General features: G+C 69.8%; 24 protein-coding genes, 1 tRNA gene and 1 pseudogene. 10 read left to right on the forward strand and 16 right to left on the reverse strand.

The window, feature by feature from the left end; translation table 11 throughout:
* Nucleotides 1–151: 151 nt before the first annotated feature.
* On the forward strand, nt 152–523 hold the full coding sequence (locus AQJ54_RS31110; protein ID WP_062242775.1) for an ArsR/SmtB family transcription factor: 372 nt from the start codon (nt 152–154) through the stop codon (nt 521–523).
* Nucleotides 516–3254 carry a magnesium-translocating P-type ATPase gene (gene mgtA, locus AQJ54_RS31115; protein ID WP_079070081.1) on the forward strand — a complete coding sequence of 913 codons (2739 nt, stop codon included), beginning with the start codon at nt 516–518 and terminating at the stop codon, nt 3252–3254. Before AQJ54_RS31110 ends, mgtA begins: the two co-directional genes overlap by 8 nt.
* A gap of 59 nt (nt 3255–3313) precedes the next feature.
* On the opposite strand, the gene AQJ54_RS31120 is transcribed toward mgtA, so the two are convergent.
* The 4 genes from AQJ54_RS31120 to AQJ54_RS31135 all read right to left on the reverse strand — a co-directional run bounded on the left by AQJ54_RS31120 (nt 3314) and on the right by AQJ54_RS31135 (nt 7532).
* Nucleotides 3314–3508, reverse strand: coding sequence for a hypothetical protein (locus AQJ54_RS31120; protein WP_381007103.1), 195 nt, complete (start codon nt 3506–3508; stop codon nt 3314–3316).
* A gap of 181 nt (nt 3509–3689) precedes the next feature.
* Nucleotides 3690–4631 carry a phosphorothioated DNA-binding restriction endonuclease gene (locus AQJ54_RS31125; RefSeq protein WP_062242781.1) on the reverse strand — a complete coding sequence of 314 codons (942 nt, stop codon included), beginning with the start codon at nt 4629–4631 and terminating at the stop codon, nt 3690–3692.
* Between the two features lie 30 nt (nt 4632–4661).
* Complete coding sequence (locus AQJ54_RS31130; RefSeq protein WP_248845470.1) at nt 4662–6080, reverse strand: SNIPE associated domain-containing protein; 1419 nt, start codon at nt 6078–6080, stop codon at nt 4662–4664.
* A 963-nt stretch (nt 6081–7043) separates the two neighbouring features.
* On the reverse strand, nt 7044–7532 hold the full coding sequence (locus AQJ54_RS31135) for a lamin tail domain-containing protein (protein WP_063802964.1): 489 nt from the start codon (nt 7530–7532) through the stop codon (nt 7044–7046).
* Nucleotides 7533–8072: 540 nt separating this feature from the next.
* Between AQJ54_RS31135 and AQJ54_RS31140 the strand changes: the two genes are divergently transcribed.
* On the forward strand, nt 8073–8390 hold the full coding sequence (locus AQJ54_RS31140) for a hypothetical protein (RefSeq protein WP_062026002.1): 318 nt from the start codon (nt 8073–8075) through the stop codon (nt 8388–8390).
* A 371-nt stretch (nt 8391–8761) separates the two neighbouring features.
* Here the strand turns inward: AQJ54_RS31140 and AQJ54_RS31145 are convergent.
* Both AQJ54_RS31145 and AQJ54_RS31150 read right to left on the reverse strand, forming a co-directional pair.
* Nucleotides 8762–8929 (reverse strand): annotated as a pseudogene (locus tag AQJ54_RS31145) (transposase); the annotation flags it as partial.
* Between the two features lie 89 nt (nt 8930–9018).
* Nucleotides 9019–9795: a hypothetical protein gene (locus tag AQJ54_RS31150; RefSeq protein WP_062242785.1), complete on the reverse strand. Its 777-nt coding sequence runs from the start codon at nt 9793–9795 to the stop codon at nt 9019–9021.
* A gap of 338 nt (nt 9796–10133) precedes the next feature.
* On the opposite strand from AQJ54_RS31150, the gene AQJ54_RS31155 reads away from it, so the two are divergent.
* Entirely contained in the window at nt 10134–10742 is a 609-nt protein-coding gene (locus AQJ54_RS31155) for a hypothetical protein (protein ID WP_211278604.1), read from the forward strand.
* 172 nt (nt 10743–10914) lie between these two features.
* Here the strand turns inward: AQJ54_RS31155 and AQJ54_RS31160 are convergent, their stop codons facing one another.
* The 5 genes from AQJ54_RS31160 to AQJ54_RS31180 all read right to left on the reverse strand — a co-directional run bounded on the left by AQJ54_RS31160 (nt 10915) and on the right by AQJ54_RS31180 (nt 14696).
* A complete protein-coding gene (locus AQJ54_RS31160) occupies nt 10915–11748 on the reverse strand; it encodes a hypothetical protein (RefSeq protein ID WP_107121170.1) in 834 nt (277 codons plus the stop codon).
* 88 nt (nt 11749–11836) lie between these two features.
* Complete coding sequence (locus AQJ54_RS31165) at nt 11837–12526, reverse strand: DUF488 family protein, N3 subclade (RefSeq protein ID WP_062242788.1); 690 nt, start codon at nt 12524–12526, stop codon at nt 11837–11839.
* 245 nt (nt 12527–12771) lie between these two features.
* A tRNA-Pro gene (locus AQJ54_RS31170) sits at nt 12772–12845 on the reverse strand.
* A gap of 34 nt (nt 12846–12879) precedes the next feature.
* Nucleotides 12880–13665 (reverse strand): Pr6Pr family membrane protein, encoded by a 786-nt coding sequence (locus AQJ54_RS31175; RefSeq protein WP_062242791.1) that lies wholly within the window; start codon nt 13663–13665, stop codon nt 12880–12882.
* Nucleotides 13666–13772: 107 nt separating this feature from the next.
* Nucleotides 13773–14696 carry a metallophosphoesterase gene (locus AQJ54_RS31180; protein ID WP_062026006.1) on the reverse strand — a complete coding sequence of 308 codons (924 nt, stop codon included), beginning with the start codon at nt 14694–14696 and terminating at the stop codon, nt 13773–13775.
* A 113-nt stretch (nt 14697–14809) separates the two neighbouring features.
* Between AQJ54_RS31180 and AQJ54_RS31185 the strand changes: the two genes are divergently transcribed.
* Entirely contained in the window at nt 14810–15274 is a 465-nt protein-coding gene (locus tag AQJ54_RS31185; RefSeq protein ID WP_030324087.1) for a GatB/YqeY domain-containing protein, read from the forward strand.
* A 192-nt stretch (nt 15275–15466) separates the two neighbouring features.
* Here the strand turns inward: AQJ54_RS31185 and AQJ54_RS31190 are convergent, their stop codons facing one another.
* Nucleotides 15467–17740, reverse strand: coding sequence for a transglycosylase domain-containing protein (locus tag AQJ54_RS31190; RefSeq protein ID WP_062242796.1), 2274 nt, complete (start codon nt 17738–17740; stop codon nt 15467–15469).
* Nucleotides 17741–18308: 568 nt separating this feature from the next.
* On the opposite strand from AQJ54_RS31190, the gene wblA reads away from it, so the two are divergent.
* Entirely contained in the window at nt 18309–18647 is a 339-nt protein-coding gene (gene wblA, locus AQJ54_RS31195) for a transcriptional regulator WblA (protein WP_030324083.1), read from the forward strand.
* Between the two features lie 211 nt (nt 18648–18858).
* Here wblA and bagB read toward each other — a convergent pair whose 3' ends face one another.
* Both bagB and bagA read right to left on the reverse strand, forming a co-directional pair.
* Complete coding sequence (gene bagB / locus AQJ54_RS31200; RefSeq protein WP_062242800.1) at nt 18859–20202, reverse strand: ATPase BagB; 1344 nt, start codon at nt 20200–20202, stop codon at nt 18859–18861.
* The gene (bagA, locus tag AQJ54_RS31205; protein WP_062026008.1) at nt 20199–21176 is read right to left on the reverse strand and encodes an ATPase BagA; all 978 of its coding nucleotides are present in this window, start codon (nt 21174–21176) and stop codon (nt 20199–20201) included. Before bagA ends, bagB begins: the two co-directional genes overlap by 4 nt.
* Nucleotides 21177–21294: 118 nt before the next feature.
* Between bagA and sp36 the strand changes: the two genes are divergently transcribed.
* The 4 genes from sp36 to AQJ54_RS31220 all read left to right on the forward strand — a co-directional run bounded on the left by sp36 (nt 21295) and on the right by AQJ54_RS31220 (nt 24036).
* Nucleotides 21295–21456 (forward strand): Sp36 family protein, encoded by a 162-nt coding sequence (sp36, locus tag AQJ54_RS45185; RefSeq protein WP_075033571.1) that lies wholly within the window; start codon nt 21295–21297, stop codon nt 21454–21456.
* A complete protein-coding gene (locus AQJ54_RS31210) occupies nt 21453–21932 on the forward strand; it encodes a RidA family protein (protein ID WP_062026009.1) in 480 nt (159 codons plus the stop codon). The genes sp36 and AQJ54_RS31210 overlap by 4 nt, the downstream gene beginning before the upstream one ends.
* A gap of 407 nt (nt 21933–22339) precedes the next feature.
* Entirely contained in the window at nt 22340–23209 is an 870-nt protein-coding gene (locus AQJ54_RS31215; RefSeq protein ID WP_062242803.1) for an NUDIX hydrolase, read from the forward strand.
* The gene (locus AQJ54_RS31220) at nt 23206–24036 is read left to right on the forward strand and encodes an MBL fold metallo-hydrolase (protein ID WP_062242806.1); all 831 of its coding nucleotides are present in this window, start codon (nt 23206–23208) and stop codon (nt 24034–24036) included. The genes AQJ54_RS31215 and AQJ54_RS31220 overlap by 4 nt, the downstream gene beginning before the upstream one ends.
* 16 nt (nt 24037–24052) lie before the next feature.
* On the opposite strand, the gene AQJ54_RS31225 is transcribed toward AQJ54_RS31220, so the two are convergent.
* Together AQJ54_RS31225 and AQJ54_RS31230 are read right to left on the reverse strand one after the other, a co-directional pair.
* Nucleotides 24053–24880 carry a nucleotidyltransferase domain-containing protein gene (locus tag AQJ54_RS31225; RefSeq protein WP_062242808.1) on the reverse strand — a complete coding sequence of 276 codons (828 nt, stop codon included), beginning with the start codon at nt 24878–24880 and terminating at the stop codon, nt 24053–24055.
* 192 nt (nt 24881–25072) lie between these two features.
* Complete coding sequence (locus AQJ54_RS31230) at nt 25073–25747, reverse strand: Crp/Fnr family transcriptional regulator (RefSeq protein ID WP_015658871.1); 675 nt, start codon at nt 25745–25747, stop codon at nt 25073–25075.
* Between the last annotated feature and the right edge of the window lie 95 nt (nt 25748–25842).

A 25842-nucleotide genomic window follows, 5' to 3' on the forward strand; every position in this document is an offset into this window, starting at 1 on the left:
ACTCGCTTCCTCCGGTACCGGTCCCCACGAGGGGAGGGACCGGTACCGGACGAAGCGGGGCGGTCACGGTGCCGCGCCTACACTTGCGAGCATCTGTGCGTGCGGGCGTCGGTCGGCGTCCGTCGTCGACGTGGGAGGACGGGAGCGGGCTGTGGCGAAGGGCGTCGGTGCCGTCGGCGGTTTCCAGGACCCCTCGGCGGAGGTGCTCGCCGAGGCGGCCGCCGCGTTCGGACTCCTCGCCTCCTCGGCCCGGCTGCACCTCATGTGGGCGCTGGCCCAGGGCGAGAGCGATGTGACGAACCTCGCCGACCGGGTGGGCGGCGCGCTGCCGGCGGTCAGCCAGCACCTGGCGAAGCTGAAGCTCGCCGGTCTGGTCCGCTCCCGCCGAGAGGGCCGCCGGCAGGTCTACTACGTCGACGACCCGGACATCGTCACGGTGGTCCGCGTCATGGTCGGCCAGCTCACGGCTCGCGAGACCGCCGCCGCGACCTCGTCCCGACGGCTCCACGAGGCCGGTGTCTGACCACCCGAAGCCCCACCTCGAGCCCACACCACCGGTCCGGCCCGGAGGGGGGCCCGGTGGGTCGGCGAGCTCCGGTTCCGGTTCGGGTGAGCAGGCGTCCGTCTCTGCGGGGCCGCTCCTTCCTCAGCTCACTCCTCCTCTCAAGGCCCCGGAGTCCACCCCCACGTCCACCCCCACCCCCGTCCCCACCCTCCTCGAAGTCCTCCGTGGGCTCGACACCGGGCCGCGAGGACTGACCGAGGGACAGGCCGAGGAACGGCTCGGGCGGTTCGGGGAGAACCGGGTGCCGGACACCCGGGATCCCTCCTGGGCGAGGCTGCTCGCCCGGAGCGCGCGGGACCCGTTCACCGCGGTGCTGCTCTGCCTGGGACTCGTGTCCGCCGCCGTCTACGCCTGGGGCACCGCCTCGGTGATCCTCCTCCTGGTCGCCGTGAGCTGCGTCCTGCGCGCCTCCGGCGAACACCGCGCCGACCGCTCCACAGCCGGCCTGCGCCGCCTGGTGGCGACCACGGTCACGGTCCAGCGCCGGGCCGACGAGGACACCGCCCCGGCGACCCGCGAGATCCCGGTCGAGGAACTCGTCCCCGGCGACGTCGTGCGGCTCGGCCCGGGCGACCTGGTCCCCGCGGACGTACGACTGCTGCGCTCCACCGGACTCACCGTCCACCAGGCCGCCCTCACCGGAGAGTCCGCCCCGGTGCCGAAGTCCGCCGGCGAGAGCGACGCCCTCGGGACCGACCCCACCGGAACCGACACCGCGGGCACCGGCGTCTTCCAGCAGCCCCACCTCTGCTTCCAGGGCACCAGCGTCGCCTCCGGCAGCGCCACCGCCGTGGTCACCGCGACCGGCGCCGACACCCGTTTCGCCGCGGCTCACCGCCGTACCGGCAAACCCCCGGCGACCTCCTTCGAACGTTCGGTCCAGGGCGTCTCCTGGATCCTGATCCGCTTCGCCCTGCTGACCCCGCCCCTGGTCCTGATGGCGAACGCCGCCCTCCGCGGCCGGGGCCTGGAGACCCTCCCCTTCGCCGTCGCGGTCGCGGTGGGCCTGACCCCCGAGATGCTTCCGGTCCTGGTCACGACCTGCCTGGCCCGCGGCGCGACCCTCCTCGCCCGCACCCACGACGTGATCGTCCGCAGGCTCCCCGCGTTGCACGACATCGGCGCCATGGACGTCCTGTGCGTCGACAAGACCGGCACCCTCACCCAGGACCGCCCGGTGGTCGACCGGGCGGTGAACGCCGAGGGCCGGGACGACCCCGAGGTACTGCGCTGGGCCGCGGCCGCCGCCTGGTGGTCCCTCCAACTCGCCGACCTGCCCGCCCCCGACGCCCTCGACGAGGCCCTCCTCACCACCGCCGACGAGGACGCCCTCATGGCCTATGACGGCGTCACCGCCCTCCCCTTCGACCCGGCCCGCCGCCTGGCCACCGTCGTCGTCCGCACCCCCGGCCGGCTCGGCACGCACACCCTGATCACCAAGGGCGCCGCGGAGGCCATACTGGAACGCTGCTCCCTGCCCGACGCGGAGCGCACCCGCCTGCGCGCCCTCGTCGCGGCACAGGCGGCCGACGGGCTGCGCGTCCTTGCCGTGGCCACCGCCGAACGCCCCGCCGGAACCCGCCCCCACGAACGCGGTCTCACCTTCCGCGGCCTGGTCACCCTCCGGGACGACCTCGTCCCCACCGCCGCCGAAGCCCTCGCCGGCCTCGCGGAGCGGGGCGTCACCGTCAAGGTCCTCACCGGCGACCATCCGGGCACCGCGGTCCGCACCTGCCGCGACCTAGGAATCCCGGTCGCCGGCGTCCTCACCGCCGACCGCCTCGACACCCTCACCGACCCCGAACTGACGGAACTGGCAAGCCGTACGACCGTCTTCGCCCGCTGCACCCCCGAACACAAGACCCGGATCACCCGGGCCCTCCAGACCGGCGGCCACACCGTCGGCTTTCTCGGCGACGGCGTCAACGACCTGCCCGCCCTGCGCACCGCCGACGTCGGCCTCGCCCCCCGGGACGCGGCCGGGGTGACCAGGGACGACGCGGACCTGGTCCTCGCCGGGAAGGACCTCACCGCGATCGGCCACGCGGTCGCCGCGGGCCGTCACGCGGGCGGCAACATCGCCTCGTACCTGCGCATCACGCTCTCCTCCAACCTCGGCAACGTGATCGCGATGCTCTCCGCGGGCCTGCTCCTGCCCTTCCTGCCGATGCTCCCGGCCCAGGTCCTCGTGCAGAACCTGTGCTTCGACGCGGCCCAACTGGCCTTCGCCTACGACCGTCCCGCCCCGTCCGCGCTACGCCGCCCGACCGTCCTGGAACCCCGGGCGCTGCTCCGCTTCATCGTCGGCTTCGGCGCCCTGAACGCCGTGGCGGACCTCGCGACCTTCGGCGTGCTGGCCTTCGCCCTGCGCGGCCCGGGCGACGACGAGGCACTGTTCCACTCGGGCTGGTTCACGGAGAACCTGCTCACCCAGGCCGTGGTGATGGTCCTGCTGTCCCTCGGCGCACGCGGCACGAGCGGCCGACGCCCGGGCCCGGTCACCTGGTCGGCAGCGGCCCTGGCCGCGACCGGCCTCTTCCTGCCCATGTCCGCACTGGGCGCCCCTCTCGGCCTGAGCCCCCTGCCGGGCGTCTACTACGGCCTCCTCGCAGCGGTCCTGACCCTGTACGCGGCGGGCCTGATGACAGCGAGAGCACGACAGGAACGCAGGTCGCCGCCGGTTGCCTGAAGAATCGTTTAAGGTCACAGGTCACAGGTCACAGGGGGCAGGCCACGGGTCACAGGCGATCAGGGGCAGGCGATGTCGAACCCGTACCGCAGCGGTTCCTCGGTCACCCCGTGGTCGAGTCGATAGACATAGACGCCCTCGACCCGCACCCCGGCCGCCGCACCCTCGGCACGGCAGGGATACGTCACCTGCACCACCCGGGGCCGGTCGGCGACCTTGACCCGCATCCCGTCGGCCGGCCCACCATCGAGCACGGCAACTTCCCACCCGCTCACACCGGCGGGCTCCACTGACTCCGCTGCTTCCACAGCGGACAGTTTAAGGCTTGCGCAACCTTCGGCTCGGCTCGCAGCCGCCGTAGAGTGCGCGGATGTCCTCCCAGGAGACCTCGTGAGCAGCACCGGCGGGGATGTCGCCTCGGCGCTCGGGGCTCGGCTAGCCGCAGTTCCGGTGCTGGGGGCTGTCCTGCCGCGGCCTGCCCTGCCGCGGGCTGCCGTGGAAGACCTGGCTGGTGTGCCAGGAGCGGTGGACCGCGGCGACGGGGTCGGCGCCACGCTGTGGCCCGATGAGCGGGCGTCCGGCGAGCGCGATGACCTGCCCAAGAGCGGCGGGACCGCGACCGACGAAGCTCTGCGAGACCAGGATGCGGTGGCCGTCGCCTATGCCGAGGACACCCTTGTCGAAGAGTTTGTGGTGGAGCGAGCACAGGCACAGTCCGTTGTCGACGTCGTCCGGGCCGCCGTAGGCCCACCACCGCACATGCGCCGCCTCCAGCCCGACGGGCGCCGCGCCGATCATGCCGTCGTACCCGCAGAAGGCACACCGGTACTCGTAGGCGGTCAGCACCATCTCCCGCATGAGCCGCCCCCGTTGCCGCTGCCGTGGGGGCTCGGCCGCCGCCAGGACGCAGGTCTCCGCGATGTCCGTCTCCAGACCCACCGCATCGCACAGGTCCTGGTGCAGCGACACCGGGAAGTGCGACTCCAGCAACAACCTGGCCATACGGCCGAGCAGCGACGGTTCCCGCCGCAGCGCCGCCTGAAGCTCGGGCACCAACCGCCCGCTCGCCCCGCCGGCACGCAGTTCCCGCACCCGGGGGCCCGGACTGCCGCCCCCGCGCTCGGTCCGCACTTCCCACACCCCGTCACTGACCAGATGGTGAAAGGGGTAGGCGGGGGTGGTCGCACGCGGCGGTCCGTACTCCACCAACAGCCGCTTCAGATCCCCCTCGACCGCGCCGTACGGCAACTCGTCGACACCCTCCGCCTGAAACCGCCCCAGCGCATAGAGCAGCAACAACGGCTTGTGAGGCGCCCGGACCCCACCCCGACTCCACTGCCGCAACCCCGCGACCCGCCCCAGCCAGTCCTGCTCCATGACGGCGAGGGTAACGGCGCTGCGTGCACGTCACGCGGTACGGGTCGCAACGCCTCCCGTTCCGGCCGTCGATGCCCCGGCCGTCGATGCCCTGGCCGTCGATGCCCTGGCCGTCGATGCCCCGGCGTCACCCGTGCGTCGGCCGGCGCGCCACTCCAAGGCCTGGGGTTCCTCGGTGAACTCGATCAGATGCTGTCCGGCGAACCGCTGCAGCGCGTCACGGACCTCCGCAGGGGTGGCGTAGAAGAACTCCTTGCGGCTGTTGACCTGGTTGACGCGCTTCGAGGCGAACTGGCGGTGGAGTTCCGTCTCCAGCCCGACCGCGTCCTTGCTGAAGATCAGGGCGTGGACGTCGAAACGGAAGGGCACGGCCGCGCCACTCAACTCGTAGACACGTTCCAGTGGTTCGAGTCGGCGCGTCATGCCGATCTTCACCATGCGGTCGCCGAAGGCGCCGATGTTCGAGATGACGTACACGTAGCCGGCGCGGACGTTGGCCGCACGGGACTCGACGTCCTGCAAGGCGTTCTCGATCTCGGCCAGTTTGGCCTGCAACTCCGCGACGCCGGCCTCGTCACCGCGCTCGCGCAGGCGGTCAAGTGCCGCCTGATAATGGCCGAGTTCCTTGTTCAGCTTCTCGCGCTGCCGGTCGAGTTCCCGCTGGACGGCGGCCTCCTCGCGCTCGCGAGCGCGGGCCTCGCGCTGGACCTCCTTCTCCTCTTCCTTCTTCTGGAGGAAGTCGGCCGTGAGTTCCAACTCCCGTACACGCGCGTTGTGGTACTCGTCGGTGATCCGGATGTGCATGGTGGCACCGAGCCGGGCGATCGTCTCGCGGCTCTTGTAGAGCCGGTCCACGAGGGAACTCAGGCGGTGCGGACGCATGGACCGCACGGCGTAGTCGGCCTCGGCGTTGTACGCGCGCAGCATGAGCTTGGAGAAGTCGCGGACCATCTTCTGGCCCTCGCGCTTCGAGCCGTTGACCGTCCAGTCCGTGGCCGCCTGGACGGCGCGGCCCGCACGGGCAAGCGTCTTGATCTCGTTCTGCAGAGTGTCGAGTCGGCTGCGATAGGCGATCGCGTCATGCAGCGCGTGCCGGTAGGAGTAGATCCCGGCTTCCTGAAGCATGGCGGTCTCGTCGGCGTTGACGATCCGGCCCTGCAACTCGGCCAGTCGACGCTCGGCGTCGGAGACGTCGTTTCGACGCCGGTCCGCCTCCTTGCGCACGCGTTCGGTCTCCTTCGCCGTCCGCCGCGCGTCGTCGAGGATCTCCTTCGCAGTAGTGCGTGCGTCCTTGAGAATCCCCTCGGCCTCCTCGGTGGCTTCGGCGAGCGCCCTCTCGCGCAGTGCGGCAGCCTCTGCCTCGACCTGCCGCACAAGACCAGCGACCTGCGCGGCGTCCAGCCCCTGCGTCCGCGCGATCCACGCCCGCAGCTCCTCGGCCTCGGACACGGCATCACGACGCCGCGCGAACAACCCGCCCTTCCGAGGCGTCGGCACCGCGGTGGTGCTCCCGGGAGCGACCACGGTCGGCACTGCGGAGGTCCCTGCGACGGGCACTGCGGAGGTCCCTGCGACGGGACCGCCGCCGAGGCCGGCGTGGGTGGGTCCGGCTTCGGGCACCCATAACTGCCACCCCTCCGGCAACGGTGGCCACGAAGGGTCGGGCTTCCAGTCCGCAGGCGGCATCCATCCCGCAGGTGGCACAGGCCAACCCGGCGGCGGATTGAAGCGGTAAGCACTCATTTCCTGCCCCCTCACCCCTGAGGCTCCCCAGCCACCAGAGCGCCGGACATTCCCGGCAAACGTGGAGTCACATTCTCTTGCCGATCAGAAGCCTGCTCACCCGCCCGCTCCACCTCGTGATCATCTTGTGACTGTTTGTGAGAAACGGTCGCTGTCGTGGGGGTCAGCCAGGGTGCGGGGACGACTGCCGGTCTGGTGCGCTTGTGGTGCGGTCCATGGGCCAGAGCTGTGTGTCCCAATCTCACGGCCTGAGTTGGTGTGTTGAGGTCGAAGCAGACCAGCCCCATGGAGTTTGCGGGAGCCACCGCGAAGGCGGAGGCCTCCTCGGCTCTGCTCCATCGCATCGGGAAGCAGACGAGCGGGCCGCCGGCCTCGTTGAAGCGCTGAAAGCTGCGGGTTTTGAGAACTCTCTGGTCAGTACTGTCTCCACCAGCGGTGGCCAAGATCAGGACCGCCGACAAATAGCGGGTCTTCATGCTGGGCCTGGCCAGTGCGGCATCCCCTGAGCGCGGCTGTGGCCCTGACCCGTAAGCCGGTCAGGGCCACAGCCGTATCTGTGAGAGCGAGGGGCGTCCGCGGGGCTCAGTGCATGGCCAGGCAGGCCGGATCGGCCGGAGCACTCCTTACGCCCTCGCCCGTCACATCATGCCGCGAGCGAGGGGAGAGGGGTCAGCGGTTGTGGCCACCGTGGTGGTGGTGACCACCGTGGTGGTGGCGTCCGCCCCAGGAGGCGTCGTCGATGAAGCGGCCGTGGTCGTTGCGCAGGGTGGCGGTGTCGGAGTAGTTGTCCCAGACGTAGTTGTGGCGGTCCATGTACAGGTCGCTGTCGGTGTCGCGACCCTCGCCGGTGTGGATGCGGACGGTGGCGCGGCCCTCAAGGCGGTAGTGGTCGAAGGTGTAGGTGCGGCCGTCCCGGTTCGTCAGGGTCCAGCCGTCGAGGTTGACGGTGTGGCGGGAGGTGTTGGTGAGCTCCACCCACTCCTTGTTCAGCGAGCGCCGCGACCGGTCCTCGGGGCCGGGCGAGTCGTACTGGACCGCGCTGATCTCCACCTTCGGCCGGTCGGGCCGGGCGTGGTCGGCCGCCGACGCCGGCAGCGCCACCGCCCCGACGATCGCGGCGGCCGCGAGAGCGGCGGCGGACAGGCGACGGGCGGTCACCGTGGAAGAAGACACAAGGCCCCCAGGCTGTACGGGCACCCGGCCGTCCCTGGCCCAGGTCATACGGACCGGGTTGGGGCGGGCTGGTGCGGTGTGCGGGTGGCGGCCGGCTTGGCCGCGCATCCACACCATGGCCCCGCCGTGCAGGTTGTGAACGCGATACGGGCGCTCCGTTACCGTTCGCCCATGTTGTCGTGACTCTCGCCTGTAACGTCCATTCATGCGGCGTATGCGCAAAGTTGACGCCCCGCCAGGCGAACACGCCGTACGAGTCTTGGCCGCCGATCGCAATCACCAGGCCGCGCCACCCCAGCAGTGGCACGACCGCCACCCGAAAGTGCGTAACAGCCACGAGCCTCTCCCCGGCGCAGATGCCTACGAATGCCTGGTCATGTGCGGTCGGTGTGCAGCTGCGTTGGTCGGAGAAGACGATGAGCCGCCGATGACGCCGTCGGCGTGATGTCGCCCGTGGGCCGCAACCGCCGATGGGCATGGAGGGCTCTCCCTTCGCACATCCACCCGCTGCTGGAGGAGACCGACATGACCATCGCTCTGGACCACCACACGACGCAGTCCTTCGTCGACCCCTACGCCGACGACCCGGCACAGACCAGCTGGCCTCCGGCCGCAGCCTCGGCAGAGCAGGACATGGACTACCTGCTCCCGCCGCCCAACCCCTCCGAGCGCCTCAGCACCCTGATCGACCCCCGCGACCAGCGCCGCCTGGCCTTGCACGCCGCGCTGACCACCGCAGGCATCCCCCCGCGACCCGAAGACCGCGACGCCATCAACCAACTCAGCGCCCTGCCCGCCAGCATCAACACCACCCTGCAGCGCTGGCTGAACCACACCTCGTGAAGCAGACGGAAACACGAGGCACAGATGGGCTCACGGCCGGAGGCCGACCCACCCACGTACGTGTCCGCGGCCACGATCCCCCCAATGAGGCTGCCCGGCAGATCGACGCAGAGCCGGTCGACGTTGCCCTCAGCGCTGGGGCCTCTGCGGCACCCGCGGTCCCCCGGGCGGGCCCGATGCGCGGCTGAAAGCAAATCAGGAGTGATGTTGGGCAGGTGGATTTCCTTGATCCACCCCCCTCTCTCCTCAGAACCTCCGCGGAACTAGTCAGGGTCGGTTTCCCATGAAGGAAAACCGACCCTGACCTGGTGTTTCAGCTGTCGGGGTGGCGGGATTCGAACCCACGACCTCTTCGTCCCTAAGACCGTGTCCTACGTGGTGAGGTGGAGGACTCGCTTGTAGCAGCAGAGCGCGGTGGCAAGCCCGAGAAAGGCCAGGTAGTCGCGGGGATGGCGCTCGTAGCGGGTGCTGAGTCTGCGGTAGCCGGACAGCCATGACATCGTGCGCTCGATCACCCACCTCCGACGCCCTAAGCGTTCGCGTCAGCTCCGCGAATCAACACCGAACGGGCTGCCCTGCGGCTGTGGCACCTTGCACTGGGGCGCAGTGGTCCGGGACAGGAACCCGTCTACGCCGACAGCTGGCGCACCACGTCGTCGTCCGTCACTTCGTACACGTCGATACGCAACAGCTTGCGAACACGGGCCGGAACGCGCTCGACGGCCTTCACGGACGAGGACGGCACCACCAGCGCGTACCGCGTGCGGGGTTCCTGGCTCGTCATCCGCCGCAGCAACTGCCCGTAGGCGATGTCGGCGTCGATTCCCTTCTCACTGGTGCGGCCCTTGGCTTCGCAGATCAACCGCTCACCGCCACGCACGGCTTCGAGATCGGTCCAACGGTCCGTGGGATCAACCGGTGTCCAGCCCTCGGCGAGGAGCCAGGTACGGAAGGCGTCGGTGACCCGGTCCTCGTCGCTGTCGCGTGCCAGGATCTTCCTCAGCGCGGCCAGGTCCATCTCCTGGTTACGGCGCAGTCGTCCGCGACCGTCCGCATCAAGGTTGGCCGGCCGGATTACGATCAGCCGCAGTCCGTGCGCGGGAATCTCCGTATCGCGCCGGGCGTCGTACAGCGCCCGCTGCTCGCCCCGGTGGACGCCGCTGACGGTGAGCCTGTCGGGCTTGTCGAAGTGGGGCATGGGCTGGTCGTGCTGGAGTTCCCGGTATTCGACCACGAGTTGGTGGCCGGGCCAGTAGGCGTCGACCGGCAGTTTGGCACGCCGGCCGCCCGTCCCGGGGTCGCCCTGCAGCCAATTGAACTTGTGCTGGGTCAGCGCGGTCTCGCCGAGCACCTGGTTGCACAGGCCGACTACATACGCCTCGTCACTGTCGCCTCTCGTTCCCATGAGCGCGCATCATGCCAGCGTTCGCAGTCATCGAGGCGGGTCTTCCGAGGCGGCTGTCACCGGCATGTACGGATTTCAGAGTCTTCATCGACGGGTTCGGGTTCGCGGGTGTAGGCGAGGTCGCGGACGTAGCGTTCGGTGACGAGGAAGTTGCACAGATTCCCGAAGTCCTATGCGAGCCTCCGGGATCCCGCAGTCGCCGGGCTTAGATGAGCCCGCCCAAGACCGCGCACGACGTGTGCGGCTCGGTGACCTCGGTACTGGTACTGGTACTGGTATGGCGTCGGCGGATCGCCCCGAATTGGTGGGACGGGGCTGGGCTGCGGCGTATGGTGTCCATGGCAGATCGCGCCTGCCCGCTCCGAGTCATGGTGGCCCACGTCCATCGTGGCGGCGAAGACAAGGTTCCCCGAATCGCGCAGCAGCGTTCTGCCAGGTCATCCAAGTATCTGCGGCGGGATGGACGTGGGTCGTCCCGCGAGATGGAGCACATGATGACCCGGAACCGTCGCCGCAAGGCTGAGATTCACGCCCACCAGGCAGCCACCGGAACGGCGTATCTGGTGGCCCGCCGGCAGATCATTGCCTTTGCCGAGGTGATGCAGCAGCATCCGCAGCTCAATTCGTTCGGCATCGGCGTCTTCGATGCCCGTCGCAAGACGGCCGAGCAGCGCCAGACCGACCTCGCTGCCGGCCGTGAGGAGTTGGCCGGAGGCGTGGCCATGGTGATGGAGACGGCCGCGTGGCTGCGCGAGAACATCACGCCGATTAAGACTCCTACCGCCAGCAGCTACAGCGTGAAACACGTGATGGAGCAGGCAACCGGCAGTTACGTCACCAATGGCGAGTTCATCGCCGCCGCTCTCCTCGCTGGCTACACCTTCAAGTACGCGCAGCCGAATGTGCTGTTCGGCATGAGCGACCGGGACCTGAAGCGGATGAACTGAGCGCTCCAGCAGGGATCCCTCCGGCCATCTGAACGGGTCTCAAAGGGGCTTGGCCTTCCACGGGTGCTTTGTCGTGTGCGCAGGACCTTCGAGGTCCTGCGCACACGACAGCTCAGAAGTGAGCGACGCGCAGCAGCACAGCAAGTCCGCCTGAATCTTCGGCAGGTGCGCGTCACTCACCAAACGGACTGTCCTGCACGTACTCGACGACCTTTCGCTCCGGGTAGAAGACAGCCAGCAGCATGAAGGTCTTGGGGTGAGCCGCGATGTTGCCGACGAAGAAGTGGATGGCCCGGTTCGGGGCGCACATCCGGTCGTACCAAGTCTCGCGCAGTGCCTCACGGACCCCGCGCTCGCCGTACTTGCGCAGGAACTTGCGGTACGACTGGCCGGCTTCCCAGTCCTTCAGTCCCATGTCGTGGGTCGGACAGTCGTCGTCGGCGCAGCGGAAGCTGTAGCGGAAGTCGAGCGGCACCCACTCCAGCGGGTTCAGTTCCTGCTCGAACAGGTCGAGTTGGTCGGCCAGTGCCGCCTTGGAGACGGACCAGGGCTCGGCGGGCTCCAGCCGGAAGCGGGTGATCTCGGCGGGCTGGAAGACGCCGAGGGACGTTCCTCGCTGCTCCTGATCCCGCTTGATGGCGCAGAGTGACGGGGCGACCAGCGGCTCCACGTACCGGTACCGCTTTTTCCAGCCACCGTCGGACGGTACCGCACCCACGATCTCCAAGGTGTCGAGGTCGGGCCGGAGACTTTCCGGGCGTGAGTCCCGCTCCGGGCGATGTGGTTCGACGTCGACTTCGATGATCGAGTACTTGGAGAACTGGGCGTCCTCGCTCAGGAGCCGGAAGGGCACGGGGAAGAGCCGGACGTGCTGCGGCTCGCCCTGGTCCAGGCGTATGCCGGCCACGCAGCTGGTCTCGCGGTACTTGTTGGACAGCTCCGGATACGTCTTGACCGTGATCATGATCCGTGCGCGCTGCCGTTTCCCGAATGCCGACGACGCCATGGCGTGCCCCCTCCATCGATCTCCCCGATCTGATTGGAAGAGAGGCATGCACCGCTGGCAAGGGCGCGTGCGAAAGCCGGGGACGAAGTCAGGCCAAGGGATTCACCGGCACTGAGACCCGGCTGCGGACCGTCTCCAGGACGACCTGTCGGTGACAGCGGCTCTCGTCCTTCTCGAAGCACAGCACCGCGACCCGCGACGCTCGGGCGTGCTCTGCGAGGCGGTCAAGGTCGGCCTGTGCTTGCTCGGACCGAAGCAGGCCACGAAAGCGCGCCCGACCCACTTCGACGCGGCCGTCCCAGAAGGGCTCCCGATTGTCCTTCGGGTTGCCCAGGCCACGCAGGTGCGTGTACTCGATGCCGGCTCCGGCCAGAGCCTCCCCGAGGCGGGTTTTGCTGAAGCCCTTCTTGCGGCTGATCGGGGTGAGCCGTACGTCCGCCACGACACCGATGCGGCTGTCTAGGAGCGAGGCGACGAACGAGTCGATGTCCCGCCCCTCATATCCGGCTGACCAGAGGCCAGGCGCGACGGGCGGGACCTGGGCCGCCTGGAACAGATCGTCGAGGGAGACCGCAAGAGCCTTGGCCACGGCGCCGATGGTGAAGAAACCTGGCTGGATAGCTCCCTCGCTCTCCAGGCGGCCCAGCGTCCCGACGGCGATACCCGCCTCCTTGGCCAGCCGTTCACGCGTCCATCCGCAGTCCTCCCGCAACGCACGTACTCGCTGGGCGAGCGCACGGGCGTGGTCGTGGGGAGGCGCTGAGCGATGGCCTGCCATGTGCGGTGTTCCTAACGACCGTTGGGGGGCGGCCCGCCGCAGTGCTCCTGGTCAGCTACGAGCCCTGGATTCGCGAACGCGCAGGTCCGAGGGCGCTTGAGCGCCGCTCTTCCTGCGGCACTGGAGACCGCTCCTGGGAGAAGCCGACCAAGATCTTCTCCCAGATTTCTCCCAAACGATCTCCAGGAACCACTCAAGGGCCCGACCCATTAACTGGATCAGGCCCCTGACCTGGTACTTCACTGTCGGGGTGGCGGGATTTGAACCCACGACCTCTTCGTCCCGAACGAAGCGCGCTGCCAAGCTGCGCTACACCCCGATCGTCGCTGCTTGTCGCGGCGACGTCGTTTACTTTAGCCCACCGGTGGCTGGAGACGAAATCCGGTTTTGGCGCGGTGGCGGATGGGGTTCGGGCGGGCATGGTCGAGGGCGACCAGGAGGATCGCGAGGGCGTAGAAGGAGAGGCCGAGGAGGAGGGCGTTGCCCAGGACGCTCTTGTAGCCGTGCAGGTCGACGTCCAGGAACGGGTAGAGGTAGCGGCCCGGCGTGCCCGGCGGGATCAGTTCGCCCCGGGTGAAGGTGAGGAGCAGGTAGGCCACCGGGTAGAGGAGCCAGGTCGCCGCCTGGCGCAGGTGCAGGCGGCCCGGTGCCGTCAGGAACAGCCAGTCCGCTGCCGCCGCTGCCGGGATCGCCGTGTGCAGCAGGTGCGTGGTCACCGCGTGCCAGCCCGTCGGGTTCGCCGCCGCGCCCGTCAAGGCGAACGGGCTCGACGTGTTCGTCAGGAGCAGGTGGTACACGCCCGCCGTGATCACGGCATAGAGGAGTGTCGCGCCCGTCAGGGCCGAGGGGAGGGGCCGACGGGCCCTCCATGCCCTGCGGGCCGAGAGGAGGGAGACGCCGGCCAGCAGCATCGCGCTCTGCACCGCGAAGTAGCTCAGGGCGCGGACCGGACTGCTCAGCAGTATCTCCAGGGTCACGGTCGCCAGGGCGGCCAGAGCCACCAGTACGCGGTACACGGCGGCCACGGGATGGCGTACGGGAGTCACCACCGCCGTCGCGGGAACGGCGGAGGGCAGGAAAGCGGGCACACCCTTGATGGCGGGGAGGTCCGGGAGGTCCCTGGGTATCGGCGCGGTCATGCCCTCACGGTAGACAGAGAGGGCAAAAGGGGCGATACGGGCGGGCCGTGCGGGTTAATCCCCACAGCCCCTGTCGGTCATAGGCCCCTGGGCGACCCGCCTCCGCCTCAGCGTGCCACCAACGTCAGCAACGTCACCTCCGGCGGGCACGCGAACCGTACCGGCGTGTAGCGGCTCGCCCCGCAGCCCGCCGAGACGTGCAGGTACGACGTCCTGCCCTCCGCCGTGTGCCGGGACAGGCCCTTGACCCGGTCGGTGTCCAGGTCGCAGTTCGTCACGAACGCGCCGTAGAAGGGGAGGCAGACCTGGCCGCCGTGGGTGTGGCCGGCCAGGATCAGGGGGTAGGCGTCGGCCGCGAACGCGTCCAGGACGCGCAGGTACGGGGCGTGTACGACGCCCATGGAGAAGTCCGCCGCGCTCGACGGGCCGCCGGCCACCTCCGCGTAGCGGTCCCGCTTGATGTGAGGGTCGTCCAGGCCCGTCAGCTCCACCGACACGCCCTCGATCTTCAGCAGGCCCCGCGTGTTGGTGAGGTTCTGCCAGCCCGCCGCGTCGAAGCCGTCCCGCAGGTCCTCCCACGGGTTGTGGACGACGCCCACGGCGGGCGGGTTGCCGTTGAGGCCGTGGCGGCCCTGGGCCTTCTCGAACAGGTAGCGGACGGGGTTGCGGAACTTGGGGCCGTAGTAGTCGTTCGAGCCGAAGACGTACGCCCCCGGGAACTCCATCAGCGGGCCCAGCGCGTCCAGGACCTCCGGGACGCCCTCCGGGTCGGACAGGTTGTCACCCGTGTTGATCACGAAGTCCGGGCGCAGGCCCGCCAGCGAGCGCAGCCAGCGCTGCTTCTTGCGCTGGCCGCCGACCATGTGGATGTCGGAGACCTGAAGCACCCGGAGCGGGCGCATGCCGGACGGCAGGACGGGGACCGTCACCCGTCGCAGGCGGAAGGAGCGGGCTTCGAAACCCGCGGAGTAGGCCAGTCCGGCGGCGCCAACCGCCGCGATTCCCAAGGGGACTCCGTATCGCGCGCGCATGCCTCCATCGTGTCAGATCACGGAGGCGTCCTTGACCGGCCGCCACCCGCACGGTAAAGGCGGGTGGTAAATACGCGGGCGCCCGTCGCCGCACACCTGCGACAATCGACCCCATGACCACGCTCAAGTCGAAGCTCCAGGAAGACCTCAACGCCGCGATCAAGGGGCGTGACGAGCTGCGCTCCTCGACGCTCCGGATGACGCTCGCCGCGATCACCAACGAGGAGGTCGCGGGCAAGGAGAAGCGCGAACTCTCCGACGACGAGGTCCTCAAGGTGATCACCAAGGAGGCGAAGAAGCGCCGCGAGGCCGCGGACGCCTTCGCCAAGGGTGGCCGCGCCGAGTCCGCCGAGCGGGAGAAGGCGGAGGGCGCGGTGCTCGCCGAGTACCTGCCCAAGCAGCTCGGCGACGACGAGCTGAACGCCATCGTGGCCCAGGCCGTCGAGGAGGCGAAGGCCGCCGGAGCCGAGGGGCCGCGGGCGATGGGCGCCGTCATGAAGATCGTGAACCCGAAGGTCGCGGGCCTCGCGGAGGGCGGCCGTGTCGCCGCCGCGGTCAAGAAGCTCCTCGCGGGCTGATCGCGCCAACCCGAGCGCCGGCGCCGGCCCGAGCGATGACGCCGGCCCGAGCGATGACGCCGGGCTCAGGGCAGCCGGAACGCCGGGTGGGTGATCGCGGGTACCGGGTGGCGGAAGGGCCCCTTCGCTGTCGTAGAACATCTTCTTCTACGGCGGCGGAGGGGCCCTTCTCATGGGGGCGGCCCGGTGGGGTCAGCCGTGGCCGCCTCCGTTGCCGTTGTTTCCGTTGCTCTGGCCCTGGATGAAGCCCTCGGGGATCGAGAAGCTCGGGGTCGGGAAGGTGGTGTTGCCGTCGCCGCCGTTGTCGCCACCGGTGTCGTTGCCGCCGTTGTCGTTCCCGCGGCTGTCGCCGTTGCCCCCGTCGTCGCCCTTGTGGGGGTCTTCCTTCTTCGGCATGTCCGGGATGTAGACGGTCTTGAACTGCGGGGCGGCCATGCCCTCCAGCGCGCCGGACATCATGTCGCGCCAGATCGGGCCGGGGACCTCGCCGCCGAAGACCTTCTCGTTCCAGACGCCGCCGATACGGATGTTCTTCATCTGGCGCTTGTGCGCCGGGTCGCCGACCCAGACCGCGCCGGCCATGTTCGGCGTGTAGCCCACGAACCAGGCCGCGTACCGCTCGTCGGTCGTACCCGTCTTGCCCGCGCTGTCACGGCCGTCACCGAGGCCCGCCTTCGCGCCCGTGCCGTCCTCGACCACGCCCTTGAGGAGCGTGTTGATGGTGTCCGCGGTGTTCTCCGACATCGCCCGCGAGCAGGTCGACTTCGGGACCTCGAGGGACTTCGACTTCTCGCCGACCCGCTGGGTGATCGACTCGATGGCGACCGGGGTGCAGTACATCCCGCGCGAGGCGAAGGTCGCGTACGCGTTCGCCATGGTCAGCGGCGACACCTCCTGGGTGCCCAGGGCGATCGACGGCCGCTGCTGGATCTTCCCGCCGTCGGCGCGCTCGACACCCATCTTCGCGGCCATCTCCGTCACCGGGCAGATGCCGATGTCGCTGATCAACGACACGTAGTAGGTGTTGACCGACTTCGCGGTCGCGGTCTTCATGTCGTACGGGCCGACCTCGGACTCGTTCTCGTTGGTGACCGAGACGCCCTTCTCGTTCCAGACGGCGCCGTTGCAGGCCTGGACCGGGGCCGGGTAGTCCATCTTGTACGGCGAGGGGTAGATCTGCGTCGCCGGCTTGCCGCCCTCTATGGCGGCCGCGGCCACGATCGGCTTGAACGTCGAACCGGGCTGGTAGCCGGCGCCGCCGCCCATGTCCGAGTTGACCGAGAGGTTGAGCGTCGTCTCGTTCTTCTTGGTGTCGATGCCGTACGGCCGCGACTGGCCCATCGCCAGGATCCTGCCGGTGCCGGGCTGGACGATGGTCGCGGCGGTGGCCACCTGGTCCTTCTGGTAGACGTGCTCCTTGATCGACCTCTGGACCGACTTCTGGGCCTGCGGGTCCATCGTGGTGCGGATCGTCAGACCGCCCTGGTTCCAGACCTTGGCCCGGTCCTCCTTGCTCTTGCCGAAGACCGGGTCGGTCAGGAAGACCTCGCGGACGTAGTCGCAGAAGAATCCGGCGCCCTTGACCGCGGTGATGCAGCCGTTCTTCGGCTTGCTGACCTTGAGGCCCAGCGGCTGCTTCGCGGCCTTGTCGGCCTCCGCCTGGGAGACGTCGCCGACCTCGGCCATGCGCTGGAGGACGGTGTTGCGCCGCTTGGTCGCCTCGGCCTCGTCGTTGACGGGGTCGTAGCGGCTGGGGGACTGGACGATGCCCGCGAGCAGCGCCGACTGCTCCAGGTCGAGGTCCTTGGCGTGCTCGGAGAAGTAGCGCTGCGAGGCCGCCTCGATGCCGTACGCCTGCTGGCCGAAGAACGTGATGTTCAGGTAGTTCTCGAGGATCTTCTTCTTGCCGAGTTCCTCTTCGAGCTGGATCGCGTACTTCAGCTCGCGGATCTTGCGGCCGATGGTCTGCTGGGTGGCCTGCGCGACCTTCGTCGGGTCGTCACCGGCCTCCTCGATCGCGACGTTCTTCACCAGCTGCTGGGTGAGCGTGGAGGCGCCCTGGGCGACCCCGCCGCTCTGGGCGTTCTTGTTGAGGGCGCGCAGGACGCCCTTCAGGTCGACCGCGCCGTGCTGGTAGAAGCGCGAGTCCTCGATCGCGACGATCGCCTTCTGCATGTACGGCGAGATGTCCTTGAGGTCGACCACCGTGCGGTCACGTGAGTAGACCGTGGCGATGGTGCCGCCCTTGGCGTCGAGGATCGTGGTGCGCTGGCTCAGCGGCGGGGTCCTGAGGTTGGCCGGGAGCTCGTCGAAACTCTCCACCGACCCCTTGGCCGCGAGCCCCAGCGCGCCGGCCGCGGGCAGCGCGATGCCGGCCATCACCGCCCCCGCGAGGACACTGACACCGAGGAACTTGGCGGCCTGCTGCGTGGACGACAGACCGCCGCCCGAGCGCTTCTTCGACATAGGGGGCAGCCTAATCCGTACTCCTGAGCGTTCAGAGGGAGCCCATGTCACGGCATGGCGACGGAAGAGGGGCACGGCCTCTTAGGAGGGGGCATTGCAGAGCGCGACCCGTCGGAGCGGGCATGGCAGAGCACGACCGCGTCGGAGCGGGCATGGCGACGGCAGCGCCCTACCTTCTCATTCGCCGGACACGCGCACAGGCCTTGGCCTAAGCTGCTCTCAACTGTCACAGCAGTAGGGCCACGTATCAATACGTCCGGCGACCCCGAATCGTTCCGGTCGTTCCCCGACTTTTTTGGTGGGGACGTGTCCGAATCCGCCTCGTGTGTCATCAGGTGCCCGTTGTGACGCAAGACAAGTGTCCCGTTTCGCCGGGATAGTCATGTATGTCGCAGCCTCACTCCCCCGGGTGATCTGCCGCTTACGCATAGTCCGTTCGGGCCATTCAAGATTGGGCCCGAAGGGGGTGTTGCGCTGTGCCTGCCTTCCGTAACGTCCTCAACTGGCGGCGGTGAATATGCCGCTGCCGCCGTGGGGGAGCCTCGATTCGGGAGAGGACGGCGCCGGTATGGGCTGGGTAGTCGACTGGAGTGCGCAGGCGGCCTGCCGCACTACCGATCCGGACGAACTGTTCGTTCAGGGAGCAGCGCAGAACAGGGCGAAGGCAGTGTGCACCGGATGTCCGGTACGCACGGAGTGCCTCGCCGACGCGCTGGACAACCGCGTCGAGTTCGGCGTGTGGGGAGGCATGACAGAGCGCGAGCGCCGCGCCCTGCTGCGCCGGCGGCCGACGGTCACGTCGTGGCGCAGGCTGCTGGAGACGGCGCGCGTCGAGTACGAGCGGGGGGTCGGCATCCTGCCCCTCGAGGACGACGAGATCTACGAGAACTATGCGGCGGTCAGCTAGCTGAGGGGTGCTGGGCGCGGAGCGTTCAGGGCTGAGGGCGCTGACGCTGAGGGTCGTTGGGCGCGGAGCTTTCGCGGCTGAGTGCTGAGCTCTGGGGGCTGACGTCCGAGGGCAGGGCGGCTCAGGTCCGACGGCAGGCTGAGGGCTCGCTTCTCGGTTCGCTGTGCTCGCGGTTTGGTGTGCTCTGGTTCGACTGTGCGCGGGGGTCGGTTCAGCCCGCGTCGGTGCCGGGTTCGGGCAGCTCCGGCCGTCCGGCCGCGAGTCGGTTGCCGATGTCCCGCAGCCCCGCGAGGTCGTGCACATCGCCGGGCAGCGCGGCCACTTCGGCCACCGCCACCTCGGGGTGGCGTGCGGTGAAGCGGTCCCGTGTGCGCTGTTCGCGGGAGAGCAGGTGCATACGATCGGCGTGCAGCCTCAACAGGCCTGCGGTGAGCAGGTCGGCGGTGCGCTCCGGGTCGACGGGGGAGTCCGGCCCGGAGGCGGGTGAAGTATCGGGTGCCTCTGAACTGCCGTACGTGTCGGGAGAGTTACGAAGTCCAGCTTTCCCGCCCTCCTGATCGACAATGCGGGGCTCTTCAAGATTTTCAAGGGTCTCCGCGGCGGCGAGTGCTCGTTCCGCCGAGAGGCGGTCTGCGTCGCTGCCGTGGACCCGGTTGAGCACCAGGCCGGCGAGCGGCATGCGCTCCGCGGCCAGCCGCTCCACGAAGTACGCGGCCTCGCGCAGCGCGTCCCGCTCCGGGGCCGCCACCACCAGGAACGCCGTCCCGGGCGCCTGGAGCAGCTTGTACGTCGCGTCCGCGCGCGTGCGGAAGCCGCCGAAGGTGGTGTCCATCGCGGCCACGAACGTCTGGACGTCCTTGAGGAGCTGGCCGCCCAGGAGCTTGCCGAGGGTGCCCGTCATCATCGACATTCCGACGTTCAGGAACTTCATCCCCGCCCGTCCGCCGAGCTTGGCCGGCGCGGTCAGCAGCCTGATGAGCCGGCCGTCGAGGAACGACCCCAGCCGCTTCGGGGCGTCCAGGAAGTCGAGTGCCGAACGCGACGGGGGCGTGTCGACGACGATCAGGTCCCACTCGTCCCGGGCCCGCAGCTGCCCGAGCTTCTCCATCGCCATGTACTCCTGCGTGCCCGCGAAGCCCGCCGAGAGCGACTGGTAGAAGGGGTTGTTCAGGATGGCGGCCGCCCGCTCGGCGTCCGCGTGCGCCTCGACGATCTCGTCGAAGGTGCGCTTCATGTCCAGCATCATCGCGTGCAGTTCGCCCTCGCCCTCGACGTCCTTCACCCTGCGCGGGGTGTTGTCGAGGGAGTCGATGCCCATGGACTGGGCGAGGCGGCGGGCCGGGTCGATGGTGAGGACCACGACCTTGCGGCCCCGCTCCGCGGCACGCAGACCGAGCGCGGCGGCGGTCGTGGTCTTGCCGACACCGCCCGAGCCGCAGCACACCACGATGCGGGTCTTCGGGTCGTCGATCAACGGGTCCAGGTCGAGCCTGGGGGCGGGGGAGAGACGGTGGGCCGGGGAGGGACGGGGGTGCCGGTCCTGGTCCGGACTCATGAGATCTCCTGCTTCCGCAGCTCGGTGGCCAGTTCGTACAGACCCGCCAGGTCCATGCCCTCGCTCAGCAGAGGCAGTTCGTGCAGGGGGAGACCCAAGTCGCCCAGGACCGAGCGTTGTTCGTGCTCCAGCTCGTACCGTACGGCGTACTCCTCCGCCTGCTGGACCAGCGGGTCGACCAGCTTCTCGGCGTTGCCCCCGCGACGGGCGCCACCGAGTCCGGCCGAGGACAGCGCCTTCGCCACGGCCGAACGAGGCGTGCTCCGTACGAGTTCCAGGTCCTCCCCGTCCAACACCTCCGGGCGCACCATGTTCACGATGATCCGGCCCACGGGCAGGCGGGCGGCCCTGAGTTCGGCGATGCCGTCCGCGGTCTCCTGGACCGGCATCTCCTCCAGGAGTGTCACCAGGTGGACGGCCGTCTCCTTGGACTTCAGCACCCGCATCACGGCCTGCGCCTGATTGTGTATGGGGCCGATCTTGGCGAGCCCGGCGACCTCGTCGTTGACGTTCAGGAAGCGGGTGACACGGCCGGTGGGGGGAGCGTCCATCACGACGTAGTCGTAGGCGAAGCGGCCTGACTTGTCCTTGCGGCGGACCGCCTCGCAGGCCTTGCCCGTCAGCAGGACGTCCCTGAGTCCGGGCGCGATGGTGGTGGCGAAGTCGATCGCGCCGAGCTTCTTGAGGGCTCTGCCGGCGCCGCCGAGTTTGTAGAACATCTGGAGGTAGTCCAGAAGGGCCAGTTCGGGGTCGATGGCCAGTGCGTACACCTCCCCGCCCCCGGGAGCGACGGCGATCTTCCGCTCCTCATAAGGCAGCGCCTCCGTTTCGAAGAGCTGCGCGATTCCCTGGCGGCCCTCGACCTCGACGAGAAGCGTCCGCTTCCCCTCGGTGGCGAGGGCCAGCGCGAGGGCTGCGGCGACCGTGGTCTTTCCGGTCCCGCCCTTGCCGCTGACGACCTGGAGCCTGCTCACGTATTCGAGCGTAACCAGTCGGCGGGGAACCTAAGCAGGAGGCTGTGGATAACGCGGGTGGGGGCTGTGGGGGGCGAGGGCTGAAAGCAGGGGGTGAGCAGGGGCTAGAGTCGGCCGCATGACCAAGTGGGAATACGCAACTGTGCCGCTGCTCGTCCACGCCACGAAGCAGATCCTGGACACCTGGGGCGAGGACGGGTGGGAGCTCGTCCAGGTCGTGCCCGGGCCGAACAACCCCGAGCAGCTGGTGGCGTACCTGAAGCGCGAGAAGTCCGCGTGAGCGGGGGCGGGGCCGTCGAGGCGCGGCTCGCGGAGCTGGGGCTGACGCTGCCGGAGGTCGTGCCGCCGCTGGCCGCGTATCAGCCGGCCGTGCGGTCGGGGGTGTACGTGTACACCGCGGGACAGCTGCCGATGGTCGACGGGAAGCTTCCGGTCACCGGGAAGGTGGGCGCTGAGGTCACGGCCGAGGAGGCGAAGGCGCTGGCGCGGACGTGTGCGTTGAACGCGTTGGCGGCGGTGAAGTCGGTGACGGGTGACCTTGATCTCGTTGCGCGGGTGGTGAAGGTCGTGGGGTTCGTGGCGTCGGCGTCGGACTTCACGGGGCAGCCCGGGGTGATCAACGGGGCGAGTGAGTTGCTGGGTGAGGTGCTCGGCGAGAAGGGGGTGCATGCGCGGAGTGCGGTGGGGGTTGCTGTGCTGCCGTTGGATGCGCCGGTTGAGGTTGAGGTGCAGGTGGAGTTGGTTGCGGGGGCGTGACGGTTGGGCTGTGCGCTTGTCTGCGGGTTCGGTGGGGGCGGGCGTTTTGCGCAGTTCCCCGCGCCCCTGAAATGCCTGCGGCGGCCCGCTCGGCTCCGGTGGGGGCGTGCGTAGCGCGTGCGGTTCGGTTTGGGGTCGGTGCCGGGGTGGGGGGTATCCGTCCTCGGTCCGGCGGCTCGGTCCCTTCATAAGGTGCCCGGTTCCGGACGCCGGCCGCTGCGGGCGGACACCCCCCACCCCGTCCCCTTCACGCCGTACGCGGCGAACAGTGCGTCGTGGCGTGCGTCCCCATGACCCACCCAGGGGCGCGGGGAACTGCGCGACCAGCCACGACGGACCCGCAGCCGCCCAACAACCGAACCCGGCGCCCCCTCGAACATCCGCCCGTCAAGAGTTAGCCTCCGGCCATGGCAAACGGGCAGTGGTACCCAGCGGATTGGCCGGACCGTATCCGCGCGCTCGCGGACGGCGACCTCGTGCCGGTCGAGCCGCGGCGGGCCGCGACCGTGATGCTGTTGAAGGACACGGCGAGCGGGACCGTCGTGCACATGTTGCGCAGACGGGCCTCGATGGCCTTCGCGGGCGGGGCGTACGCCTATCCCGGCGGTGGCGTCGACCCCCGGGACGACGAGCACCAGATCCACTGGGCGGGGCCCACGCGCGCGTGGTGGGCGGCTCGGCTCGGGGTCGACGAGACGGCGGCCCAGGCGATCGTCTGCGCGGCCGTGCGGGAGACGTACGAGGAGGCGGGGGTGCTGCTGGCCGGGCCGACGCCCGAGTCGGTGGTGGGGGACACCACGGGCGCGGACTGGGAGGCCGACCGGGCCGCACTGGTCGCACGCGAGCTGTCCTTCGCCGGGTTCCTGGAGCGGCGGGGGCTCGTGCTGCGGTCGGATCTGCTCGGGGTCTGGACGCGCTGGATCACACCCGAGTTCGAATCCCGTCGGTACGACACCTGGTTCTTCGTGGCCGCCCTCCCGGAAGGGCAGCGCACGCGCAACGCCTCCACGGAGGCCGACCGCACCGTGTGGATCCGGCCCCAGGACGCGGCCGAGGGCTACGACAAGGGCGAACTGCTGATGATGCCGCCCACCATCGCCACGCTGCGGCAGATCGCCGGGTACGGCAGCGCCGCCGACGCCCTCGCCGCGGCACCCGGGCGTGACCTGACCCCCGTGCTCGCGCAGGCCCGGCTCGTGGACGGGCAGATCGTGCTCTCCTGGCCGGGGCACGACGAGTTCACCAAGCACATCCCGACCGGTGGAGCCTCCCGATGACCGACGCCGCAGCACTTCCCGGCCAGCCGCGGGGCGGGGTCCTCTCGGGCCCCGCCACCGCACGGGCCGTGAACGTCCTGGCGCCCAACGCCTCCGCGATGACCCTGGACGGGACCAACACCTGGATCCTGTCGGAACCGGACTCGGACCTGGCGGTCGTGGTCGACCCCGGTCCGCTCGACGAAGGGCACCTGCGGGCCGTCGTCGACACCGCGGGAGCCGCCGGAAAGCGGGTCGCCCTCACCCTGCTCACGCACGGCCACCCGGACCACGCGGAGGGCGCCGTCCGCTTCGCCGAGCTGACCGGCACCAAGGTGCGGGCCCTCGACCCCGCGCTGCGGCTGGGGGACGAGGGTCTCGGCGCCGGGGACGTGGTGCGGGTGGCCGGCCTCGAACTCGTGGTCGTGCCGACTCCGGGGCACACCGCGGACTCGCTGTGCTTCCACCTCCCGGCCGATCAGGCCGTCCTGACCGGTGACACCGTCCTGGGGCGCGGTACGACCGTCGTGGCCCACCCCGACGGCCGCCTGGGCGACTATCTGGACTCCCTGCGGCGTCTGAGGTCCCTGACGGTCGACGACGGGGTCCACACCGTCCTGCCGGGGCACGGGCCGGTGCTGGAGGACGCCCAGGGTGCCGTCGAGTTCTATCTCGCCCACCGGGCCCACCGGCTGGCCCAGGTCGAGACGGCAGTGGAGAACGGGCACCGGGCACCCGGTGCCGTCGTAGAACACGTGTACGCGGATGTGGACCGGTCGCTGTGGCCCGCCGCCGAGCTGTCGGTGCGGGCACAGCTGGAGTACCTGGAGGAGCACGGGCTCATCTAGGCACCCGTGGGGCCCATCAAGGTCTCGGGGTCTTCGTGCCGTGCACGCGCGTGTACTCGTCCGCCAGCCATGGGCCCAGATCGTCGACGTACGTCCGCAGTACGGCCGTGTCGGCGCTCGGCGACCGGCCCAGGACGGCGGCCGTCCGGACCTGGTCGGCGCGCTCCGGGTAGTACGCGGCGAAGACCTCGGCCATCTCGGGCAGGTCGCTCGTCCAGCCGTTCCAGCGGGGCATGACCAGGGTGAACGCGGTGCGGACCAGGTGGCGGGACATGAAGCGGACCAGTCGGCGGCGGGTCTCGTCGGAGTCCGCCCCCTCGATCCGCTCGCGCCAGCGCGGGAGCAGGAGGGCGAGGTCGCCGTTCGTCTCGCGGGCCAGGAGGGAGTCGGGGCGGTAGCGCGGGAGGTACTCCGCCAGGTCGTCGCCGAGCAGCGGGGTGCACAGACAGGCCACGAACCAGCCCATGTCGTGTCGCTCCAGCTCGCTCAGCAGCAGCGTCCGGCTGTACAGGAGGGTCCCTACGCCGTCGATCTGCGGGAACTCCTTGTCCAGCGCCTCCCCGAGCGTCCGTACGTCCTCCCGGTCCGCGTCGGTCGGCTCCTCGTTCAGGGCGAGCAGCAGGTCGAGGTCGCTGCGGCCCACGCGCGCGGTGCCGCGCGGGATCGAGCCGTAGAGGTAGGCGCTGTGCAGCCTCGACCCGAACAGGCCGAGCACGCGGTCGCGCGCGGCCGCGACGACCGGGCGGAAGGGGTGCGGGACACGTCCCAGCGATCCCTCGCGCTCGATGAAGCCCTCGGCGTCGAGTCCCTTGGCGGCGACAGCGGGAACGGTTTCGGCGGCCATGGGGCCACTGTGCCCGGGTGCGGGCCCTGGGACAGCTTATTTACGGCCCTGGGCGGCCCGTGTGGGGCCGAACGGGCCCGGGGAGCCAGGCCCCGGGGGAGCCAGAGGGCACAAGGAGCCAGGAGGGCGCGAGGGCACGCGAAGGGCCCCGCCGTGCGGCGGGGCCCTTCGAAGTCGTACGGCTGTCCGCGCTCAGCGCGAGCGCTTGGCGAGCCTCTCGACGTCCAGGAGGATCACCGCGCGGGCCTCCAGGCGCAGCCAACCGCGCTGGGCGAAGTCCGCGAGGGCCTTGTTGACCGTCTCGCGGGAGGCGCCGACCAGCTGGGCCAGCTCCTCCTGGGTGAGGTCGTGGACGACGTGGATGCCCTCCTCGGACTGCACGCCGAAGCGGCGGGAGAGGTCGAGCAGGGCGCGGGCCACACGGCCGGGGACGTCCGAGAAGACCAGGTCGGACATCGCGTCGTTGGTGCGGCGCAGGCGGCGGGCGACGGCGCGCAGCAGTGCGGTGGCCACCTCGGGGCGGGCGTTCAGCCAGGGCTGGAGGTCGCCGTGGCCGAGGCCGAGCAGCTTGACCTCGGTCAGCGCGGTGGCGGTCGCCGTGCGCGGGCCCGGGTCGAACAGGGACAGTTCGCCGATGAGCTCGCCGGGGCCGACCACGGCGAGCATGTTCTCGCGGCCGTCCGGGGAGGTGCGGTGGAGCTTGACCTTGCCCTCGGTGACGACGTAGAGCCGGTCGCCCGGGTCGCCCTCGTGGAACAGCGAGTCGCCGCGCGCGAGGGTCACCTCACTCATGGAGGCGCGGAGCTCCGCGGACTGCTCGTCGTCGAGTGCCGCGAAGAGCGGGTTGCGCCGGAGGACGTCGTCCACGAGTTCTCTCCTTGTCGACCTGCTCAGGGAATCTTGTTCCCCCTTGGTACCAGGGGAACCCGGTGCCCATTTTGCCGGACGGTCCAAACAGTGTG

The sequence above is a fragment of the Streptomyces griseorubiginosus genome (assembly GCF_001514195.1).
GTDB classification, from domain to species: Bacteria; Actinomycetota; Actinomycetes; order Streptomycetales; family Streptomycetaceae; genus Streptomyces; species Streptomyces griseorubiginosus.

Coding starts and splice junctions, on each gene's coding strand:
- AQJ54_RS31125 (WP_062242781.1), bottom strand. CDS start 4,631: ATGGAGCAGGACTGGCTGGGGCGGGTCGCGGGGTTGCGGCAGTGGAGT.
- AQJ54_RS31140 (WP_062026002.1), top strand. CDS start 8,073: ATGACCATCGCTCTGGACCACCACACGACGCAGTCCTTCGTCGACCCC.
- AQJ54_RS31150 (WP_062242785.1), bottom strand. CDS start 9,795: ATGGGAACGAGAGGCGACAGTGACGAGGCGTATGTAGTCGGCCTGTGC.
- AQJ54_RS31155 (WP_211278604.1), top strand. CDS start 10,134: ATGGCAGATCGCGCCTGCCCGCTCCGAGTCATGGTGGCCCACGTCCAT.
- AQJ54_RS31160 (WP_107121170.1), bottom strand. CDS start 11,748: ATGGCGTCGTCGGCATTCGGGAAACGGCAGCGCGCACGGATCATGATC.
- AQJ54_RS31165 (WP_062242788.1), bottom strand. CDS start 12,526: ATGGCAGGCCATCGCTCAGCGCCTCCCCACGACCACGCCCGTGCGCTC.
- AQJ54_RS31175 (WP_062242791.1), bottom strand. CDS start 13,665: ATGACCGCGCCGATACCCAGGGACCTCCCGGACCTCCCCGCCATCAAG.
- AQJ54_RS31180 (WP_062026006.1), bottom strand. CDS start 14,696: ATGCGCGCGCGATACGGAGTCCCCTTGGGAATCGCGGCGGTTGGCGCC.
- AQJ54_RS31185 (WP_030324087.1), top strand. CDS start 14,810: ATGACCACGCTCAAGTCGAAGCTCCAGGAAGACCTCAACGCCGCGATC.
- AQJ54_RS31190 (WP_062242796.1), bottom strand. CDS start 17,740: ATGTCGAAGAAGCGCTCGGGCGGCGGTCTGTCGTCCACGCAGCAGGCC.
- wblA (WP_030324083.1), top strand. CDS start 18,309: ATGGGCTGGGTAGTCGACTGGAGTGCGCAGGCGGCCTGCCGCACTACC.
- bagB (WP_062242800.1), bottom strand. CDS start 20,202: ATGAGTCCGGACCAGGACCGGCACCCCCGTCCCTCCCCGGCCCACCGT.
- sp36 (WP_075033571.1), top strand. CDS start 21,295: ATGACCAAGTGGGAATACGCAACTGTGCCGCTGCTCGTCCACGCCACG.
- AQJ54_RS31215 (WP_062242803.1), top strand. CDS start 22,340: ATGGCAAACGGGCAGTGGTACCCAGCGGATTGGCCGGACCGTATCCGC.
- AQJ54_RS31220 (WP_062242806.1), top strand. CDS start 23,206: ATGACCGACGCCGCAGCACTTCCCGGCCAGCCGCGGGGCGGGGTCCTC.
- AQJ54_RS31225 (WP_062242808.1), bottom strand. CDS start 24,880: ATGGCCGCCGAAACCGTTCCCGCTGTCGCCGCCAAGGGACTCGACGCC.